The sequence below is a fragment of the Betaproteobacteria bacterium genome, assembly GCA_016709965.1.
Taxonomy (GTDB): domain Bacteria; phylum Pseudomonadota; class Gammaproteobacteria; order Burkholderiales; family Rhodocyclaceae; genus Azonexus; species Azonexus amarohabitans.
This window is the reverse complement of sequence record JADJLT010000001.1, coordinates 1,351,936-1,369,292: the sequence shown is the minus strand read 5'-3', so window position 1 is coordinate 1,369,292 and position 17,357 is coordinate 1,351,936. Positions and strand designations below refer to the sequence as shown.

General features: G+C 58.5%; 17 protein-coding genes, 1 tRNA gene and 1 pseudogene. 6 read left to right on the top strand and 13 right to left on the bottom strand.

Translation table 11 applies throughout. The annotated features are described in order from the left end of the window. Positions 1-821 precede the first annotated feature (821 nt). The 3 genes from IPJ12_06865 (at position 822) to IPJ12_06855 (ending at position 3,839) form a co-directional block, all read left to right on the top strand. Positions 822-2,327 (top strand): IS21 family transposase, encoded by a 1,506-nt coding sequence (locus tag IPJ12_06865; protein MBK7646871.1) that lies wholly within the window; start codon positions 822-824, stop codon positions 2,325-2,327. A gap of 38 nt (positions 2,328-2,365) precedes the next feature. Next, positions 2,366-3,061: an ATP-binding protein gene (locus tag IPJ12_06860; GenBank protein ID MBK7646870.1), complete on the top strand. Its 696-nt coding sequence runs from the start codon at positions 2,366-2,368 to the stop codon at positions 3,059-3,061. 202 nt (positions 3,062-3,263) lie between these two features. Next, positions 3,264-3,839: a hypothetical protein gene (locus IPJ12_06855; GenBank protein ID MBK7646869.1), complete on the top strand. Its 576-nt coding sequence runs from the start codon at positions 3,264-3,266 to the stop codon at positions 3,837-3,839. A 335-nt stretch (positions 3,840-4,174) separates the two neighbouring features. On the opposite strand, the gene IPJ12_06850 is transcribed toward IPJ12_06855, so the two are convergent. The 6 genes from IPJ12_06850 to IPJ12_06825 all read right to left on the bottom strand — a co-directional run bounded on the left by IPJ12_06850 (position 4,175) and on the right by IPJ12_06825 (position 9,419). Continuing rightward, on the bottom strand, positions 4,175-4,750 hold the full coding sequence (locus IPJ12_06850; GenBank protein MBK7646868.1) for a hypothetical protein: 576 nt from the start codon (positions 4,748-4,750) through the stop codon (positions 4,175-4,177). An 80-nt stretch (positions 4,751-4,830) separates the two neighbouring features. Further along, positions 4,831-4,907, bottom strand: a tRNA-Ile gene (locus tag IPJ12_06845). Positions 4,908-4,914: 7 nt separating this feature from the next. Then, the gene (gene rpoD, locus IPJ12_06840) at positions 4,915-6,885 is read right to left on the bottom strand and encodes an RNA polymerase sigma factor RpoD (protein ID MBK7646867.1); all 1,971 of its coding nucleotides are present in this window, start codon (positions 6,883-6,885) and stop codon (positions 4,915-4,917) included. A 46-nt stretch (positions 6,886-6,931) separates the two neighbouring features. Then, the gene (locus IPJ12_06835; GenBank protein ID MBK7646866.1) at positions 6,932-8,671 is read right to left on the bottom strand and encodes a DNA primase; all 1,740 of its coding nucleotides are present in this window, start codon (positions 8,669-8,671) and stop codon (positions 6,932-6,934) included. A 6-nt stretch (positions 8,672-8,677) separates the two neighbouring features. Next, a complete protein-coding gene (locus tag IPJ12_06830; protein MBK7646865.1) occupies positions 8,678-9,124 on the bottom strand; it encodes a GatB/YqeY domain-containing protein in 447 nt (148 codons plus the stop codon). 82 nt (positions 9,125-9,206) lie between these two features. Then, positions 9,207-9,419: a 30S ribosomal protein S21 gene (locus IPJ12_06825; protein MBK7646864.1), complete on the bottom strand. Its 213-nt coding sequence runs from the start codon at positions 9,417-9,419 to the stop codon at positions 9,207-9,209. A 138-nt stretch (positions 9,420-9,557) separates the two neighbouring features. On the opposite strand from IPJ12_06825, the gene tsaD reads away from it, so the two are divergent. Then, on the top strand, positions 9,558-10,592 hold the full coding sequence (tsaD, locus tag IPJ12_06820; protein ID MBK7646863.1) for a tRNA (adenosine(37)-N6)-threonylcarbamoyltransferase complex transferase subunit TsaD: 1,035 nt from the start codon (positions 9,558-9,560) through the stop codon (positions 10,590-10,592). Between the two features lie 138 nt (positions 10,593-10,730). On the opposite strand, the gene IPJ12_06815 is transcribed toward tsaD, so the two are convergent. Together IPJ12_06815 and tpx are read right to left on the bottom strand one after the other, a co-directional pair. Next, complete coding sequence (locus IPJ12_06815; GenBank protein MBK7646862.1) at positions 10,731-11,009, bottom strand: AraC family transcriptional regulator; 279 nt, start codon at positions 11,007-11,009, stop codon at positions 10,731-10,733. Positions 11,010-11,018: 9 nt separating this feature from the next. Further along, positions 11,019-11,519, bottom strand: a complete 501-nt coding sequence (gene tpx / locus IPJ12_06810; protein MBK7646861.1) for a thiol peroxidase — start codon at positions 11,517-11,519, stop codon at positions 11,019-11,021. 242 nt (positions 11,520-11,761) lie between these two features. Here tpx and katG point away from each other — a divergent pair, with 242 nt between their 5' ends. Beyond that, positions 11,762-13,957, top strand: a complete 2,196-nt coding sequence (gene katG / locus IPJ12_06805; GenBank protein MBK7646860.1) for a catalase/peroxidase HPI — start codon at positions 11,762-11,764, stop codon at positions 13,955-13,957. A gap of 57 nt (positions 13,958-14,014) precedes the next feature. Here the strand turns inward: katG and plsY are convergent, their stop codons facing one another. Further along, positions 14,015-14,611: a glycerol-3-phosphate 1-O-acyltransferase PlsY gene (gene plsY / locus IPJ12_06800; protein ID MBK7646859.1), complete on the bottom strand. Its 597-nt coding sequence runs from the start codon at positions 14,609-14,611 to the stop codon at positions 14,015-14,017. 75 nt (positions 14,612-14,686) lie between these two features. On the opposite strand from plsY, the gene IPJ12_06795 reads away from it, so the two are divergent. Further along, positions 14,687-15,037, top strand: coding sequence for a dihydroneopterin aldolase (locus IPJ12_06795; protein MBK7646858.1), 351 nt, complete (start codon positions 14,687-14,689; stop codon positions 15,035-15,037). Between the two features lie 100 nt (positions 15,038-15,137). Here the strand turns inward: IPJ12_06795 and ybaK are convergent. The 4 genes and pseudogenes from ybaK to IPJ12_06775 form a co-directional block, all read right to left on the bottom strand. Continuing rightward, a pseudogene (ybaK, locus tag IPJ12_06790) lies at positions 15,138-15,629 on the bottom strand (Cys-tRNA(Pro) deacylase). A gap of 51 nt (positions 15,630-15,680) precedes the next feature. Beyond that, entirely contained in the window at positions 15,681-15,887 is a 207-nt protein-coding gene (locus IPJ12_06785; GenBank protein ID MBK7646857.1) for a hypothetical protein, read from the bottom strand. A 90-nt stretch (positions 15,888-15,977) separates the two neighbouring features. Continuing rightward, positions 15,978-16,898: a site-specific tyrosine recombinase XerD gene (gene xerD / locus IPJ12_06780; GenBank protein MBK7646856.1), complete on the bottom strand. Its 921-nt coding sequence runs from the start codon at positions 16,896-16,898 to the stop codon at positions 15,978-15,980. After that, entirely contained in the window at positions 16,864-17,355 is a 492-nt protein-coding gene (locus IPJ12_06775; protein ID MBK7646855.1) for a methylated-DNA--[protein]-cysteine S-methyltransferase, read from the bottom strand. The genes xerD and IPJ12_06775 overlap by 35 nt, the downstream gene beginning before the upstream one ends. Positions 17,356-17,357: the final 2 nt, after the last annotated feature.

Here is a 17,357-nt window from a genome sequence, read left to right as displayed (position 1 = left end):
CCATTGCGGACACTGGTGCGGTCCGGGTAATTGTTGATTGATAAGGAAACCCGAACGGGATAATCTCTATGGCATTCAAAATCTTAGGGGAGACTCTATAGTGTCCGTATTCTCAGCGACAACCCTGACGTTGCTGCGCCTGATTATCTGTTATGCGACTTAGAACTCTTCTCTCATGGCTTCTTGCTGTGACACTGGGCGCCCTAGTTGGCTTTGTCATAAAAGTCGGCTTTGCTCTCCCGGGCGTTCTGCCGACAGCTGATATATTCATGTTCATACTAGAGTCGCCGCTGGGGAAAATGGCCCTGAAAATGCGTGGAGGCGAAGCAGCGGTATTGATTGCCAATGTCATGCGCGCATTCACTTGCAGCGTTCTGGCGGGAGTCATTGTCGGTGCCGTACTTCACAAGTTTAGATTCCCGAGAGCTTTATGCTATTCAGCGCTTTGGGTTCCAACCATAGATTTTATATTTGGCTATCTCAGAGTAGTTGACGCATCCACATCAAGTTCCACGCAAGTCGCTACCGTGCAGCAAAACTTTGGCCGGGTGCTCTGGAACGATTTGTGGGTCTACGGTTGGTACTTTCTTGCACTTTACGTTACGTTTGTTGTTGCCAGTCGAATAATCAGGCGCTCAACCGGGCCTGTGCAAAAAGCCGCGCTATCTAGTTAGCTTCACTTTTCTGGATGTCCGCTTTCCAAAATTGCCTATGACTGTAAAACAGCGTGCAAAACTTTCCAGATTTCCGGGGTGATCAGCGTCCAAAAGTTGCCACCCTGGGTTGTGTAACCTGCCGGCGTTTTAGCCGGGGAATCTGGGGTGTTAAACATGGAAGTCATAGCCGAAATCCGGCGTCGTCATTGGGTCAGCGGCGAGAGCATCAGCTCGATTGCGCGTGACCTGAAACTATCCCGTCCGACGGTGCGCAAGCACCTGGCTACCGAGGTCGAACCGGTCCACGTTCGTCAGCAACAAGCAGCCCCGAAACTGGGTGCATTCCAATCGGTACTGGAAAGCTGGCTGGTCACCGAGCGCCACCTTCCGAAGGGGCAACGGCGCACCGCCCAGCGACTCTTTGAAGGCTTGCAGACCGAGGGGTATCGCGGCGCCTACGACAGCGTTCAGCGCTTCGTAAAGCAGTGGAAGTCGGCACAAACGAGGCCGACGATCAAGGAAGCCTTCGTCCCGCTGGTCTTTGCCCCCGGTGACGCCTGCCAGTTTGACTGGAGCCAGGAACACGTCGAGATCGGCGGCGCTGCGCTGACCATCAAGGTCGCGCACTTCCGGCTCGCCTACAGCCGACAGATGTTTGTTGCCGCCTATCCCTGCGAAACACAGGAAATGGTCCTTGATGCCCACAACCGCGCCTTTGCCTTCTTCGGTGGCGTGCCCAATCGCCTGATTTACGACAATCTGAAGACGGTGGTCGACACCATTCTGGTCGGCAAGGATAGGCACTTCAATCGCCGCTTCATGGCGCTGGCCAACCACTACCTGTTCGAACCGGTGGCCTGCACGCCAGCCTCCGGCTGGGAGAAAGGACAAATCGAGAACCAGGTCGGCAACGTGCGTGAATGGCTATTCACGCCGAAAGCCCGCTTCGAGAGCTTTGCAGCGCTGAACGACTGGCTGGCCACCCGCTGCCGGGAATTGGCGGAACGCAAGCATCCGGTCGAAACGACCCGCACCATTGCTGACTGCTTTCTTCAGGAAGGCCCCAGCCTGCGGGCTATCACCAGCACCTTCGATGGCTACGTCGAACAGATGATGCGCGTTTCCAGCACCTGCCTGGTCCGCGTTGAGCGAAATCGCTACAGCGTGCCGGCCGACTTTGCTGGCAAGGTAGTCTCGGTGCGTTTATACGCCGACAAGGTACGGATCGTTGCGGAGAGCAAAGTCATTGCCGACCATGAACGGCGATTCGGGCGTGATCAACTGATCTGCGACCCCTGGCATTACCTGCCGGTACTTGAGAAGAAGCCGGGGTCGCTGCGTAATGGTGCCCCATTTATCGGCTGGGATTTGCCGGTGCCGATTCAGTTGGTGCGAGATCGTGTGCTGAAGCAGCCGAAAGGTGATCGGGCCTTTGTAGAACTGCTACTGGCTGCTCGCGAAGTCGGGCTGGAAGCCCTGCAAGTGGCGTGCGAATTGACACTGGATGGCGGCGTGATTACCGCGGCCGTCGTCATGAATGAACTGAGGCGGCTGACCGCGCCACCGCAGCCCAAGGCGATCAGTTTGCCGGAACAACTGCGTTTGCAGGTCGAACCGCAGGCTGATTGCAGTCGTTATGACCGTCTGCGCGGAGGCCAGTATGTCCATTGACCGACTGGCCCAACTGAAATCCCCTGCACCTCTACGGCATGGCAGCCGCGTGGTCCGAGTTGCTGGCAGAAGGCACACGCCGGCCGATGCAGCCGGAAGCCTGGCTGGATCGCTTGATTGACGCTGAACAGGCGGATCGGCAAGTACGCAGCCTGCGCTACCAGATGAAAGCAGCACGCTTCCCGATTCATCGCGATCTCACGGGCATCGACTGGACAGAGACGCCACTGCCGCAGGCGCAGATTGAGCAACTGGCGACTGCCACCTTCATGGAGAGCGCCCACAACCTGATTCTGGTCGGTGGCACAGGGACGGGGAAGACCCACCTGGCAACTGCGCTCGGTGTTGCAGCCATCCATCAGCGAAAACGGGTGCGTTTCTTCAATGCGGTGGATCTGGTAAACCAACTCGAGCGGGAAAAACTACTGGGAAAGAGCGGCACCTTGGCCAAACAGTTGGTGCTGTTTGATGCGGTCATTCTCGATGAGCTTGGCTATTTGCCGTTCCCGGTGTCGGGTGGGGCGCTGCTGTTTCATCTGATCAGCCAGCTCTATGAGAAGACCTCGCTGATCATCACAACCAACCTGTCATTCGGTGAATGGGTGACCGTGTTCGGCGATCCAAAAATGACCACGGCCTTGCTCGACCGCATCACGCATCACTGCGAAATCCTCGAAACCGGCAACGATTCCTACCGCTTCAAACAGCGGAAAAAATCAGTCAAATCAGACTGAGCAACTGGGAAAATTTGGACGCTGACAACTGGAAACTATTGGACGCTGATTGACATTCAGGGTATTCAGCACTGCGGGCGGAGGTGGAGAACGACGCATCGTTATGCAGCGAATTGTGCAGCCTGCAAACAATTGGCTGTCCCCTCATTCCTGCTAAGCCGAGTGTAAGTTGCTTACAAAATTTGTCTTAGGAGTCAGAGGTATGGTTGAGCAAATCAGTGCTTTCTCGCAGTTCGTTTTTCCGCTTTCCTTCGCCATCAGCGAGCCACAAAAGTTGGCGCCAGTTAGCGATAGCGAGGCTGTGGTGTGGCGAGCCAGCGTCAAAGTTGGCAACCTCACCAATATGGAAATTGCCGAATACGTAGATGTTCTTTTTCTCGAGGATAGTGCCTCCTGTCTGAGCTACCTGATGGGGGTGGTTGAGCAGGACTATGAACTGATGCTGAAATGGGGGGCGCCGGAATATGCGCTGACTAATTTACGTGCGCTCAACAAACTCATTCTGACGGCGAGCCAGCAAGCGTCAAGGTGGCCACTCATTCGAGTCTTTGCCGGATGGGAATTCTCCGCACAAGGCCGATTGATGGCCGCCTATGCGAGGGTGCGGGGATTGCCGCAATCGCAACAACGCGTTGGTGTCAGCTTTTTGGCTGACGACGACCAGATGCAATACACCAGTATCGACTTGAGCCACTATGGATTCGATACCATCGATGAGTTACTGAGCTACGACGACTTTGAGAACCAGTTCCACAAGAGGATGGCGCCTAATATATAGGCAAGCCGCTACATCGACCGCAAATGCGAACTGAACATCGCGTTCCTATGGACACTCTGCATACGAGATACCCGCATATGGCAGTTCTGCATACGACACATGTACAAGCTGCATACGAGTTTGCGATACCTTCGCGGCCCAGCTCAGCCCGTGGCTAGCCCCTTTATTAGGTTGTCTAGGCCCGACAGGCCTTGGTACGACAGGTCTGGACAGGTAGCGGTATCCGCTCAAATACAAACGCATATTGCCAGCGCGTATGCAGAGTGTCCATAGGAACGGTGGCTTTCTTATATGCATCATAAATGAAGGCGTTCCCAGAACGGCTAATTGCCCCGTTACATTATCGTGGGAAGTGCGCGTCCTGCAAGCTCGGCCAAACCGACAGAAGGGTCGCCGTTGCCTAAGGCAGTCAACTGTTCCAGCGTAGCGGCATCCAAGTGGAGGTGGGCCCTAGCGAACCTCCGGCTGGCATACTCTGCGCGCGTTAGCCATTGCAATTGAATTTCCGATTTAAGCGGCCTGCCCAAGAGCGCGGTGAATATCTCAGTTGCACTGCGCCTGTCTTCGCTGATGACAAACAGCCAGCGGTCGGTGGGTGTGGCATCGGACATGAAGCGCCCGAAAGTCTCATGTTGAACAATCGGTCGTTCAAGGGTGCTCTTTTGCGCTGGAATGGTAGCCATCCACGCTAAGAGTTCGCTAAGCGGATACACAATGGGGGACGTGCGGCCTTCTCCGAGCTTCTTATACAGTGGGCCTTTGATGTCCTTGCGTCCTTCTCGCACCGCAGCAAGCCATTTTGGGGTCATCCCAATAATTTCAGCAGCGGCGGCGGGGGGGAGCCATTGCTCGAAGCCGGCGGAGAAATTGGCTTTAATGGTTTCTAGCGAATAGCGCGGTTTGGTGGCCATTTCAAAGGAGCCTATAGGGAGCCTGAATAAAGACTGTCGTCGAAAAAAAGGACTTGGCCATGGCCAAGTCCTTGATTATTTGGTGGCCCCGCACGGACTTGAACCGTGGGCCAAAGGATTATGAGTCCTCTGCTCTAACCAACTGAGCTACAGGCCCGGAAAGCTTAACTACCGTTGGTGTCGATGAAACTACGCAGTTTGTCTGAACGGGTCGGATGGCGCAGCTTGCGCAGTGCCTTGGCTTCTATTTGACGGATACGCTCGCGGGTAACGTCGAACTGCTTGCCGACTTCTTCCAGTGTGTGGTCAGTATTCATTTCGATGCCGAAACGCATGCGCAGAACCTTGGCCTCTCGCGTCGTCAGCGTGTCGAGGATTTCTTTGGTGACGCCGCGCAGGCTGGAGTACATCGCCGCATCGGCTGGTGCCAGGGTGCCAGAATCTTCGATGAAGTCGCCGAGGTGAGAGTCATCGTCGTCGCCGATCGGCGTTTCCATGGAGATGGGCTCCTTGGAAATTTTCATGATCTTGCGGATCTTGTCTTCCGGCATGTCCATCTTCTTGGCCAGTGTCGCGGGATCAGGCTCGGCGCCGGTTTCCTGCAGAATCTGACGGCTGATCCGGTTCATCTTGTTGATCGTTTCGATCATGTGCACCGGAATACGAATGGTACGAGCCTGGTCGGCGATGGAGCGGGTGATGGCCTGACGAATCCACCACGTAGCGTAGGTGGAGAACTTGTAGCCGCGACGGTATTCGAACTTGTCCACCGCCTTCATCAGGCCGATGTTGCCTTCCTGGATCAGGTCGAGGAATTGCAAGCCGCGGTTGGTGTATTTCTTGGCAATCGAGATGACCAGGCGCAAATTGGCTTCAGTCATTTCGCGCTTGGCGCGACGGGCCTTGGCTTCGCCGGTGGACATCTGCTTGTTGATGTCTTTGAGGTCTTTGAGTGGAATGCCGATGCGCTCTTGCAGGGCGAGCAGTTTCTTTTGCTCTTCCTTGATATCCGGTGCGCAGCGAGTCAGGATGGCTAGATAGTTCTTTGGCGCAGCCGCAATCTCGGCATCGACCCATTCCAGCGTGGTTTCGTTGCCAGGAAAGGACTGGATGAAGTGCGGACGAGGCATTTTGACGCGTTCAACACAGATTTTCTGGATTTTCCGTTCGGAGCCACGAACTTGTTCGACCATGCCACGCACGCTGTCGCACAGGCGTTCGATGGATCTCGAGGTGAAACGAATATTCAGCAGCTCATCGGAAATCTGCAGTTGCAGTTTGAGATACGCCTTGTCGTGCGGCCCCTTGCTCGGCAGCAACTTCTGCATTTTGACATGCACACCCTTGATGAGCTTGAAGCGCTCCAGTGCATCGGTCTTGAGTTGCAGCAGCGAGGCCGAAGCAGCACCAGCGCCGCCTTCGTCGTCAGCGGCTTCGTCGTCCTCGTCTTCATCGTCGGATTCCGGCAATTCCGGTGCAGCAACTTCTTCGACGGCGTTCGGGTCGATCAGGCCATCCACCAGTTCATCGATACGCATTTCTTCAGACTCGACCTTGGCGGCCATGTCGAGAATGTCGATGATGGTGGTCGGGCAGGCGGAAATCGCCTGGATCATGTGTTTCAGGCCTTCCTCGATGCGCTTGGCGATCTCGATTTCGCCTTCGCGGGTGAGGAGTTCGACCGTACCCATTTCGCGCATGTACATGCGGACCGGGTCGGTGGTGCGACCAAATTCGGAATCCACCGTCGACAGTGCTTGTTCGGCTTGCGCTTCGACTTCTTCGTCATCGGCGCCGGAGGCAGCCGTGTCGGACATCAGCAAGTCTTCGGCAGCCGGCGCTTCGTCGAAAACCTGGATGCTCATTTCGCTGAATGTGGAAATGATCGCTTCGATACTTTCCGCATCGACGACATCGTCCGGCAGGTGGTCGTTGATTTCGGCGTAGGTCAGGTATCCGCGCTCCTTGCCCAGCTTGATCAGGGCCTTGAGGCGCATCTTGCGCGCTTCGGCGTCAAGCGGTTCCGGCGTTTCGGCCATTTGGCCCTGAAGCAGCGCCTTTTCGGCAGCCTTCTCCTTGGCCTTGCTGATGCGCGCCTTCGGTGCTTCCTTCACGGGGTCTTTTGCCTTAACCATGAACACGATCCATAGAATTCGAGAGAACCGTAGATTTTACCACAAATCAGCCTCGACTTGCCTTGGTTGTGAGGAACTGTATATAAGCCTGTTTTTCCGCGGCACTGAGTCCGGCCACGCCGAATTGCTGGGCTTTGATCTGTAATTCGGCGAAGGCACGCTTCTCGTCGCCTTCCTGCAGCTTTTCCAGGGTGTCGCGAAATTCACTTTCAGCACCTTCTTCGTCAAACGGCAGGCCGAGAAGTTCCGACGCTGCGTTTTCAATGACGCTTTCTTCCGGCAGGCCGCGCAGTTGCTCGCGCAGACCGGCGTAGCTTGCCGCGGTGTCGCGACTGGCGCTGACCAGCTGATGCAGGCGTATGAGTGCCGGGCGTTCCGGGGTGTCCGGCAGCAGGTCAATTGGCAGCTGGCTGGCGAATTGTGGCTTGTGCAGAACGATACGGAGCAAGTTGCGGGTCAGCGACGGGGCGGTACGCCTGGCCTTGGCGGGGGCGGCCGGGATGTAAGACTTCAGTTCGCACAGGCGTTCGACTTCGGCCTGGGCAAAGCCACTCGCTTCGGCCAATCGTTTGACCAACTGCAGGCGGAGCAGTGGGGTCGGCAGCTTGAGCAGCAATGGCTTGGCTTCGTAGATCAACTGCGCCTTGCCTTCAGAGCTGGTCAGGTCGCAGCGCAAGGCGAGCTCGCGCAGCAGGAAGTCGGAGAGCGGCATGGCTTGAGTGACTTGCCGGTCAAACTGCTCTTTTCCGAATTCGCGAATATAGCTGTCGGGGTCATGTTCCTGGGGCAGGAAGATGAAGGCGAGGCGCTTGTTGTCGGCCAGTGCTTCCAGCGAGTTTTCTAGCGCGCGCCAGGCGGCCTTGCGGCCGGCGTTGTCACCGTCGAAGCAGAAGACCACGCGGTCGACCTGGCGCAGCAGCTTGGTGACGTGAGTTGCTGTGGTGGCAGTGCCGAGCGTGGCAACGGCATTGCCGACGCCGTTCTGGGCCAGCGCGATGACATCCATGTAGCCTTCGGTGACGATGGCGGTATCGGTTTCGCGCAGGGCCTGGCGGGCTTGCGGCAGGCCGAAGAGTTCGCGGCCCTTTTCAAAAAGCGGCGTTTCCGGTGAGTTCAGGTACTTCGGTTCGCCCTGATCGATGATGCGTCCGCCGAAAGCGATGATGTCGCCTTTGGGGTTGATGATGGGGATCATCAGGCGGTCGCGGAAGCGGTCGTAACGGCGGCCTGCTTCGTTTTCGATGACCAGTCCGGCAACTTTCAGTTCGTCGCTGTTGTAGTCCGGGAAGATTTCCTGCAAGTTTTGCCAGCCATCCGGCGCGTAGCCCATGCCGAAACGGGCGGCGATTTCGCCGGTCAGTCCCCGCTTTTTGCAATAGTCGATGGCTTGTGGCGACTTTTTCAGCTGGTCCTTGTAGTACTGGGCAGCGCGCGCCATGATTTCGATCAGCGTCCGCGTCTGGCCCGGCTTTTCATCGTTGAAGCTGCGTCCTTCGCTTTCCGGCACCTGCATGCCGGCGCGGGTGGCGAGGTCTTTGACGGCATCGACGAAGCCCAGACCTTGGTATTCCATGACGAAGCTGATCGCCGTGCCGTGGGCGCCGCAGCCGAAGCAGTGGTAGAACTGCTTGGTTGGGCTGACCGTGAAGGAAGGCGACTTTTCGTTATGGAAGGGGCAGCAGGCGGCGTAGTTGGCGCCTGCTTTCTTCAGCGGCACATAGCCGTCCACCAGATCGACGATGTCGACCCGGGCCAGCAAATCCTGGATGAATGAATCCGGGATCACGGCTGTTTAGCCAGCCAGTGCCGCCTTGACCAGTTTCGAGACTTCGCCCATGTCGGCCTTGCCGGCGAGGCGCGGCTTGAGGACGGCCATCAATTTGCCCATGTCGGCCGGGCCTTTGGCGCCGGTTTCGGCCACGGCGGCGGCAACTGCCGCAGCCGTCTCTTCGGCGCTCATTTTCTCCGGCAGATAGGCGGCGAGAATGGTGATTTCGGCCTTCTCGACATCGGCCAGATCCTGGCGCTTGGCCGCTTCGTACTGGGTGACGCTGTCCTTGCGCTGTTTGACCAGTTTTTCGATGACAGCATTGACGGCGGCTTCGTCGAGTTCGATGCGTTCGTCGACTTCCTTTTGCTTGATGGCGGCGAGCAGCAGACGAATCGCGCTCAGCTTGGCGGTTTCCTTGGCCTTCATGGCCGACTTCATGTCTTCGGTGATGCGTGCTTTGAGGCTCATGGTTTTTCTTTTCGGAAATTCAAAGAAAAAAGCCGCCGGCTGTTGAGGCTGGCGGCTCTTTTGTGCGGCGAAAATTTTCTGATTAGAAAAGTTTCGGCGGCAGGGTCAGGCTACGGAGGCGCTTGTGCTGGCGTTTGACAGCAGCGGCAGCCTTACGCTTGCGCTCGGCGGTGGGCTTTTCGTAAAACTCACGGGCGCGCAGCTCGGTCAGCAGACCAGTCTTTTCGACCGTGCGCTTGAAGCGGCGGATAGCAACTTCGAACGGCTCATTTTCCTTGACACGAACGTTTGGCATATAAATCACCCCCTTCCGTTAGGCGCCTGCCAGGTCAAGTGAAAGGCAGTGCGCGCAAAATTGTTTCCGCTAGTTTGCGGACAGCCAAACAGTATATGCGAAAAAACCTTGTCGCTCCAAGTGTTAAAATGCGGCCCCATGTTAGTCCTTGGTATCGAATCTTCCTGCGACGAAACCGGCATCGCGCTCTATGACAGTGCCGCCGGGCTGTTGTCGCACACTTTGCATTCACAGGTGGCGATGCATGCCGAGTACGGCGGCGTGGTGCCGGAGCTCGCTTCGCGTGACCACATCCGGCGCGTCGTGCCCTTGCTGCGCGAGGCATTGGCCCAGGGCAATCGCTCGCTGGATGATGTGGATGCCGTGGCCTACACACGTGGCCCCGGTCTGGCCGGCGCGCTGCTGGTCGGTTGCGCTTTTGCCGAGGCGCTGGCTGTGGCTATCGACAAGCCGACGATTCCGGTGCATCACCTTGAAGGTCATTTGTTGTCACCGCTGTTGTCGAGCACGCCGCCGACCTTCCCGTTCGTCGCCTTGCTGGTCTCCGGTGGGCACACGCAGTTGATGCGTGTGACTGCGGTGGGCGAGTACGAATTGCTCGGTGAGACGCTGGATGATGCAGCGGGTGAGGCTTTCGACAAGAGCGCCAAGCTGCTCGGCTTGCCTTATCCGGGCGGCGCCTTGTTGTCGAAGCTGGCCGAACAGGGAACGCCGGGGGTTTATGCGTTGCCGCGGCCGATGCTGCATTCCGGCGATCTGAGTTTCAGCTTTTCCGGTTTGAAGACGGCGGTGCTAACACTGGTTCGCGAGCACGCCGACGACATGAGCGACACCTTCAAGGCCGATGCAGCGCGGGCTTTTCAGGAGGCCATTGTCGAGGTGCTGGTCAAGAAATCGCTGAAGGCGATGAAGCAGAACGGGCTGAAACAACTGGTGGTGGCGGGCGGCGTTGGTGCCAACAAGCAATTGCGGGCGACGCTGGACGATGAAGCCAGGCGCAAGAAAATCCGGGTTTACTACCCGGAACTGGAATTCTGTACCGATAACGGCGCGATGATTGCGTTGGCTGGTTGCCTGCGTCTTCAGGCCGGCACGCCGGCCAAGGAAGCGGGCGCTTTTTCCATTCAGCCGCGCTGGCCGCTGATGGAGATGTCGGCCGTGAAGCCAGCATAGAAAATTTCAATTTTGGCTGTTTTTTTCCGGTTGACCGCAGCAACCCGCCTCAATCTTAGATTTCTGTTTCTTGCGCTTCGGGCAGTCCTTGCAGGGCGGCTTGCTCTTGCAGCATTTGCTGGCCATCGCCGTCCTTCCCTAGTTGCGTCGTGCCACCCAGTAGGTGGCGCCCTCGGTGCCGTAACGTTCAGCGTGCGCTACCTCGCATTCGAGCGCGAAGTCGTCCCTGGGGCGTAGATGCCGGGTCTGGTCGGCAATGGTCAGCCACATTTCGCCACGCACCACCCGTGCTTTCAGGGCGAACGGGTGAGTGTGCGTGTCGAGCACGGCATCAGCCGGCCAACTGCGTTCAAGCACCTCGTCGAAACCGTCAGCTAGGGCATGGGCTTTGAATTCATCGAAAGTGCTTGAAGGCATGATTTCACCTCAGAGGGCGGCCAGTGCTGCCGCGTAATCCGGCTCGGACTTGATTTCGCTGACCAGTTCGCTGTGGATGACCTTGTCGTTCTCATCGAGCACGACGACGGCACGGGCAGCGACGCCAGCCAGCGGGCCGCTGGTGATGGCGACGCCGTAGGCTTCGAGAAACTCATGGCCGCGCATGGTGGACAGCGTCACGACATTGTCCAAGCCTTCGGCGCCGCAGAAGCGATTCTGGGCGAAGGGCAGGTCGGCCGAGATGCAGAGGATGACGGTGTTGGGCAGGGCATTGGCCTTGGCATTGAACTGGCGGACGGACGTGGCGCAGGTCGGTGTATCGATGCTTGGAAAAATATTCAGGATTTTGCGCTTGCCGGCAAAGCTGGCCAGCGTGACGTCGGACAAATCCTTGGCAACCAGCGACAGGGCAGGGGCGCTATCGCCCTTTTTCGGGAAGGCGCCGGCAATGTTGATGGCGTTGCCGCCGAGGGTGACGGTTTGGGTCATTAAATTTCCTTGTGTTTGAAAGCGGAGGAACCATTTGATTGGTGAGCGCCACTTTGGTTCATCAGTCAGCGGGAGATGCCAGGTATTTTGGCGCCGGCCGCATCGCTCCCGCGCCCATTGGCGGGCTTGTGAGTCCGTCAGTCCCTGCTATGGGGCAGATTACCAAATGCTATTGGATTGTTTAATCGCCGACTCCTAAACTGGACCATGTAGATAATCATTAACAACTAGAGGAGAGAGTCATGTCAGCCGAATCAAAGTGCCCGTTCTCGGGCGACGTTCGCAAAAACACGGTAGCTGGAGCACCCTCGAACGCAGACTGGTGGCCCAATCAGCTGAAGCTGAACATCCTGCACCAGCACTCTAGCAAGTCTGATCCCATGGGCGCGGCATTCGACTACGCCGAGGCGTTCAAGAGCCTCGACCTGGATGCCGTCGTCAAGGACCTCCATGCCTTGATGACGGATTCACAGGACTGGTGGCCCGCTGACTATGGCCACTACGGCCCTTTGTTCATCCGCATGGCCTGGCATAGCGCCGGTACCTACCGCATCAGCGATGGTCGCGGCGGTGCGGGAAGTGGCAACCAGCGCTTTGCCCCTCTCAACAGCTGGCCGGACAACGTAAATCTCGACAAGGCGCGTCGGCTGCTCTGGCCAATCAAGCAGAAGTACGGCCGGAAAATCTCCTGGGCCGACCTCATGATCCTTGCCGGCAACGTCGCTCTGGAGTCGATGGGGTTCAAGACCTTCGGTTTCGGCGGGGGACGTCAGGATATCTGGGAACCGGAAGAAGAGATCTATTGGGGCGCCGAGAAAAAGTGGCTGGATGACCAGCGCTACGCTGGCGACCGGGAACTCGAGAATCCGCTCGCTGCCGTGCAGATGGGCCTGATCTACGTTAACCCGGAAGGCCCGAACGGCAATCCGGATCCGGTGGCGTCTGGACGGGACGTTCGCGAGACCTTCGCGCGCATGGCGATGGACGACTACGAGACCGTGGCACTCACCGTCGGCGGCCACACCTTCGGCAAATGCCACGGCGCCGCCCCGGCAACTCACGTCGGGCCGGAACCGGAAGCCGCCGACATTGAGGCGCAGGGATTGGGCTGGCAAAGCAGTTTTGGTTCCGGTAAAGGGGGCGAGACGATCAGTAGCGGACTGGAGGGTTCATGGACGCCGACCCCGACGAAGTGGGACCATAGCTATCTGGACATGCTGTTCGGCAATGAGTGGGTCGTGGAGAAGAGTCCGGCGGGCGCCTGGCAGTGGACACCGAAGTTTGCGACCGACAGCAACCAGGCGCCAGCCGCCGACGATGCATCAAAGCGGGTGCAGATCATCATGACCACCGCGGACATGGCGATGCGTTTCGACCCTATCTATGAGCCGATTGCGCGGCATTTTCATGCGCACCCGGAAGAGTTGGCAGACGCGTTCGCCCGGGCGTGGTTCAAGCTGACGCACCGCGACATGGGGCCGCGTGCACGCTATCTTGGTCCGGACGTGCCCGAAGAAGAGCTCATTTGGCAGGATCCCGTCCCCGCCGTTGATCACGCCTTGGTCGACGCGCAGGACATCGCCGCCCTGAAGACCAAAATCCTCGCCTCCGGCCTATCCATTTCCCAATTGGTGACGACCGCCTGGGCATCGGCGGCCACCTTCCGTGGCAGCGACAAACGCGGCGGGGCCAATGGTGCGCGCATTCGCCTGGCGCCTCAAAAGGACTGGGTCGTCAATCAGCCGGCTGAACTGGCACAGGTACTCTCGAAGCTGGAAGCTATCCAGCAGGACTACAACGGCGCGCAATCGGGTGGCAAAAAAGTTTCGCTGGCCGACCTGATCGTTCTGGGTGGCTGCGCCGCCGTCGAGGCCGCAGCGAAAAAGGCCGGCCACGACGTGTCGGTGCCCTTTTCGCCGGGGCGCACGGATGCCTCGCAAGAGCAGACCGATGCCCATTCGTTCACCGTTCTGGAGCCTGTCGCCGATGGGTTCCGCAACTACGTTGCCAAGGGACAGGAGGGATCGGCCGCCGAGTTGTTGATCGACAAAGCGCAGTTGTTGACCCTGACTGCTCCTGAAATGACGGTGTTGATCGGCGGTTTACGCGCCCTGAATGCGAACGTCGGTCATTCGGCATACGGTGTGTTCACCCTGCAACCTGAAACATTGACCAATGATTTCTTCGTCAATCTCCTCGATATGAATACAAAGTGGCAGAAGTCCGCCAGCGCAGAAGGCGTGCTCGAGGGGCGTGATTGGGCGACCGGTGAAATCAGGTGGACGGGCACCATCGTCGATCTGGTCTTTGGTTCAAACTCCCAGCTCCGGGCCCTTGCGGAGGTTTATGCCTGCCGCGACGCGCAGCCGGCGTTTGTGCGCGACTTTGTGGCCGCCTGGAACAAGGTGATGAATCTTGATCGCTTTGACCTAGTTTGAGTACTGAACCGAGGCCGGGTAGTTTTCGTGCCCGGCGTGATTGGGCTGAACATTTGCTCAGCCCTTTTTCTTGCTGCCGATCTTCGATTCCTGCCCCGCCATCAAGCGCTGGATGTTCTGCCAATGCTTGCCGATCAGGGCCATGCCGAGAATGCCTACGACCACGGTCTGGCTGTTGCCACCGTGCATCAGCACGGAGATGACCGGTGCCATGGCGGCGGCGACGACGGCGGCCAGTGAGGAATAACGAAAGGCGAAGGCGATTAGCAGCCAGGTGCAGCCCACGGCCAGTCCGAGCAGGGGGTCGAGGGCGATCAGCACGCCGGCGGCAGTCGCCACGCCCTTTCCCCCTTTGAACTTGAGAAAAATCGGGTAGAGGTGGCCGAGGAAAACAGCCAGCGCGACAAGACCGATGACGCTGTTGCTGAAACCCATCTGCTGGGCAATGAAGACGGCTACCCAGCCTTTCAGCGCATCGCCGAACAGCGTGAACAGCGCGGCCTTCTTGTTGCCGCTGCGCAGCACGTTGGTGGCACCCGGATTGCCCGAACCGTAGGTGCGCGGATCGGCCAGGCCGAAGAGCTTCGAGGAAATCATGGCAAAGGGAACGGAGCCGAGCAGGTAGGCGGCAACGAGGACGAGGGCTATTTGCATGGGTCGCTTAGGTGACTTTGGTCGCTGAGGTACAATCGCGGCAAATTTTACACCGCCGCTGCGGTCGACCGCCCTATGGACATCATTTTCATCGAAGAACTGCGCGCCGAAACCTGGATAGGTATCTATCCGCGCGAAAAGGCCATGCCGCAGACGGTCGAGATCTCACTGCAGATCGGCGTGTCGACCACCTCGGCCGGGGCCAGCGATGATATTCGCGACACGGTTGATTACGCCGTGGTGGTGGACCGCCTGCGGGCCGATCTGGCCGCGGTGCATTTCAATTTGCTGGAAGCACTGGCCGAGCATGTGGCGACTTACGTGCTGGAAACCTTCGCCGTCCATTGGGTGCGCGTTTCCGTCGCCAAGCTGGGCATGATGCCCGGCGTCAAGCGCGTTGGCGTCATCATCGAACGTTCGCTCTAGCCATTGACCGCCTCACCGCGTGAGCAGGAGAGGGATGGAAAATTTCAATTTAGGCTGTTTTTTCCGGTTGACCGTGGCAGAGCCTGCTGCCGTTGCAGCATCAAGCCTTCAGCGCAGCTTCGACCACTTTGGGCTGCAAGGTACGCAGGATGTCGTGCGGATGCACCCCGACCAGAAAGCCGCGCCGCCCGCCGTTGATGTAGATCAGCGGCAAATCGAGGATGGTCTTCTCGATATTCACCGGCATCGCCTTCTTGGTGCCAAAGGGGCTGGTACCGCCGACCAGAAAACCGGTGTGGCGGTTGGCGACTTCCGGCTTGCACGGTTCGACCTACTTGCAGCCGATCTGCCGTGCCAGTTCCTTGGTTGATACCTTGCAGTCACCGTGCATCAGCACGATCAACGGCTTGGCGTTTTCATCTTCAAATATGAGCGTTTTTACGACGGCATGCTCGTCGACATTCAGTTCGCGCGCCGAGACCTTGGTGCCACCGTGCTCCTCGTAGTCGTACAAGTGGGTTGAGAATGGCACCTTATTCGCTTTGAGGAACTTGGTGGCCTGGGTTTCCGGGGCGTGGTCGGGTTTGGTCATGGTTCAAATGCCGGTTAATTAATTTGAGCAAAATTTCAACGATGGTGGCGCCTAAGTATTGCCGCCATTTTGGGTCAGGACCAGGAGCAGGCAGAAACAGCCGAGAACCATACCGCCGATGCCGGCCTGAAGTATCGTGAGCGTCTCGAAGCCGGCCAGCCAGTGTACCCCCGCCAGGCGTGTGATGCCGCTGATCAGACAGAGGGCGAGTCCGAGCAAGCCGCTGCTGCGACCCAGCAATAGCAGTGAGCTGTTCATGATTGAGAGATCCTTTCATTGAAGCGGGCAGGGCGTCAAATGCGCTATCCAATGATAGACGCTGGTGCATGATCCTGGAAATGAGGTGGTTCAGCCGCGCGGGTGATGCACTGCGTGCAGCGTTTTCAGGCGTTCCCGCGCGACGTGCGTGTAGATTTGCGTCGTCGAAATATCGGCGTGGCCGAGCAGCAACTGCACGACGCGCAGGTCGGCGCCGTGGTTGAGCAGGTGGGTGGCGAAGGCGTGGCGCAGGACATGCGGTGACAGCTTTTCCGGGGCGATGCCGGCGATCAGCGCGTAGCGTTTGATCAGTTGCCAGAAGGCCTGCCGGGTCATGGCACTGCCGCGGGCGGTGACGAACAGGTCGTCGCTCTGTTGTCCCTTGAGGATTTCCGGCCGGGATTGGTTGAGGTAGCGCTGTATCCAGTCGATGGCCAGTTGGCCGAGCGGCACCAGGCGCTCCTTGCTGCCCTTGCCAAGGGCGCGCAGCACGCCGTCAGCGAGGCTGACTTCGTGCAGCTTGAGATTGACTAGCTCGGAGACGCGCAGCCCGGTGGCGTAGATCGTTTCCAGCATGGCGCGGTCGCGCATGCCGAGCGGAGCGTCAAGGTCGGGCGCGTCAAGCAGGGCTTCGACCTGTTTTTCTGACATCACCTTGGGCAGGCGTGACGGGCGGCTGGGGTTGGCCAGCTTCAGCGTCGGGTCGGTCACGATACGGCCGCGGCCGACTTGCCAGCGGTAGAAGCGGCGCAAGGTGGACAGGTAACGGGCCTGCGAGGTGGCGCGGGTGTGCTTTGCGAGGTGGGCGATGAAGGCAGTCAGCGTCGTTTCGCGAATATCGAGCAGGGGCTCGTGCGCATTTTCAGCCAGCCACAGGCCGAGCCGGCCGAGGTCGGAGCGGTAACTGTCCAGCGTCGCCTTGGCCAGACCGTCTTCCAGCCACAGGGCATCACAGAAATTGTCGATCTCGGCAAGATCAGCCGTGTTTGCGGGCAAGTTCGCTATTTTCATGCGTCAGTAACCAGCGCTTCACATCGAGCAGGAAGCCGCCGCGTTCGCGGGCAAAGCCGCCGAGGCCACCGCCGGTGGCAACGACGCGGTGGCAAGGCACAACGATCGGATACGGATTCGAGCCACAGGCCTGGCCGACAGCGCGGGGTGCGTTTTTGAGGCTTTTTGCCAGTTGACCGTAGGTGTGGGTCTGGCCGCTGGGTATGGCGGAAATCTGTTCCCAGACGCGGCGCTGGAAAGTGGTGCCGGCCGGGCGCAGCGGCAGGCCGAAGGTGAAACCTGGATCAGCGATGTATGCCTTGAGCTGGCGTACAGCTTCGGCCGCCAGCGGCGTGTTTGGTGCCAGTTCCGGCCGCGGTTCGAGGAAATCGATCCCGGTGATTTCATCGTCCGTACATTGCACGCCCAGCGAAAAGCCGGGGGCGGTGACAATGGCTTGGTAGGAATGGGCGGTCATGA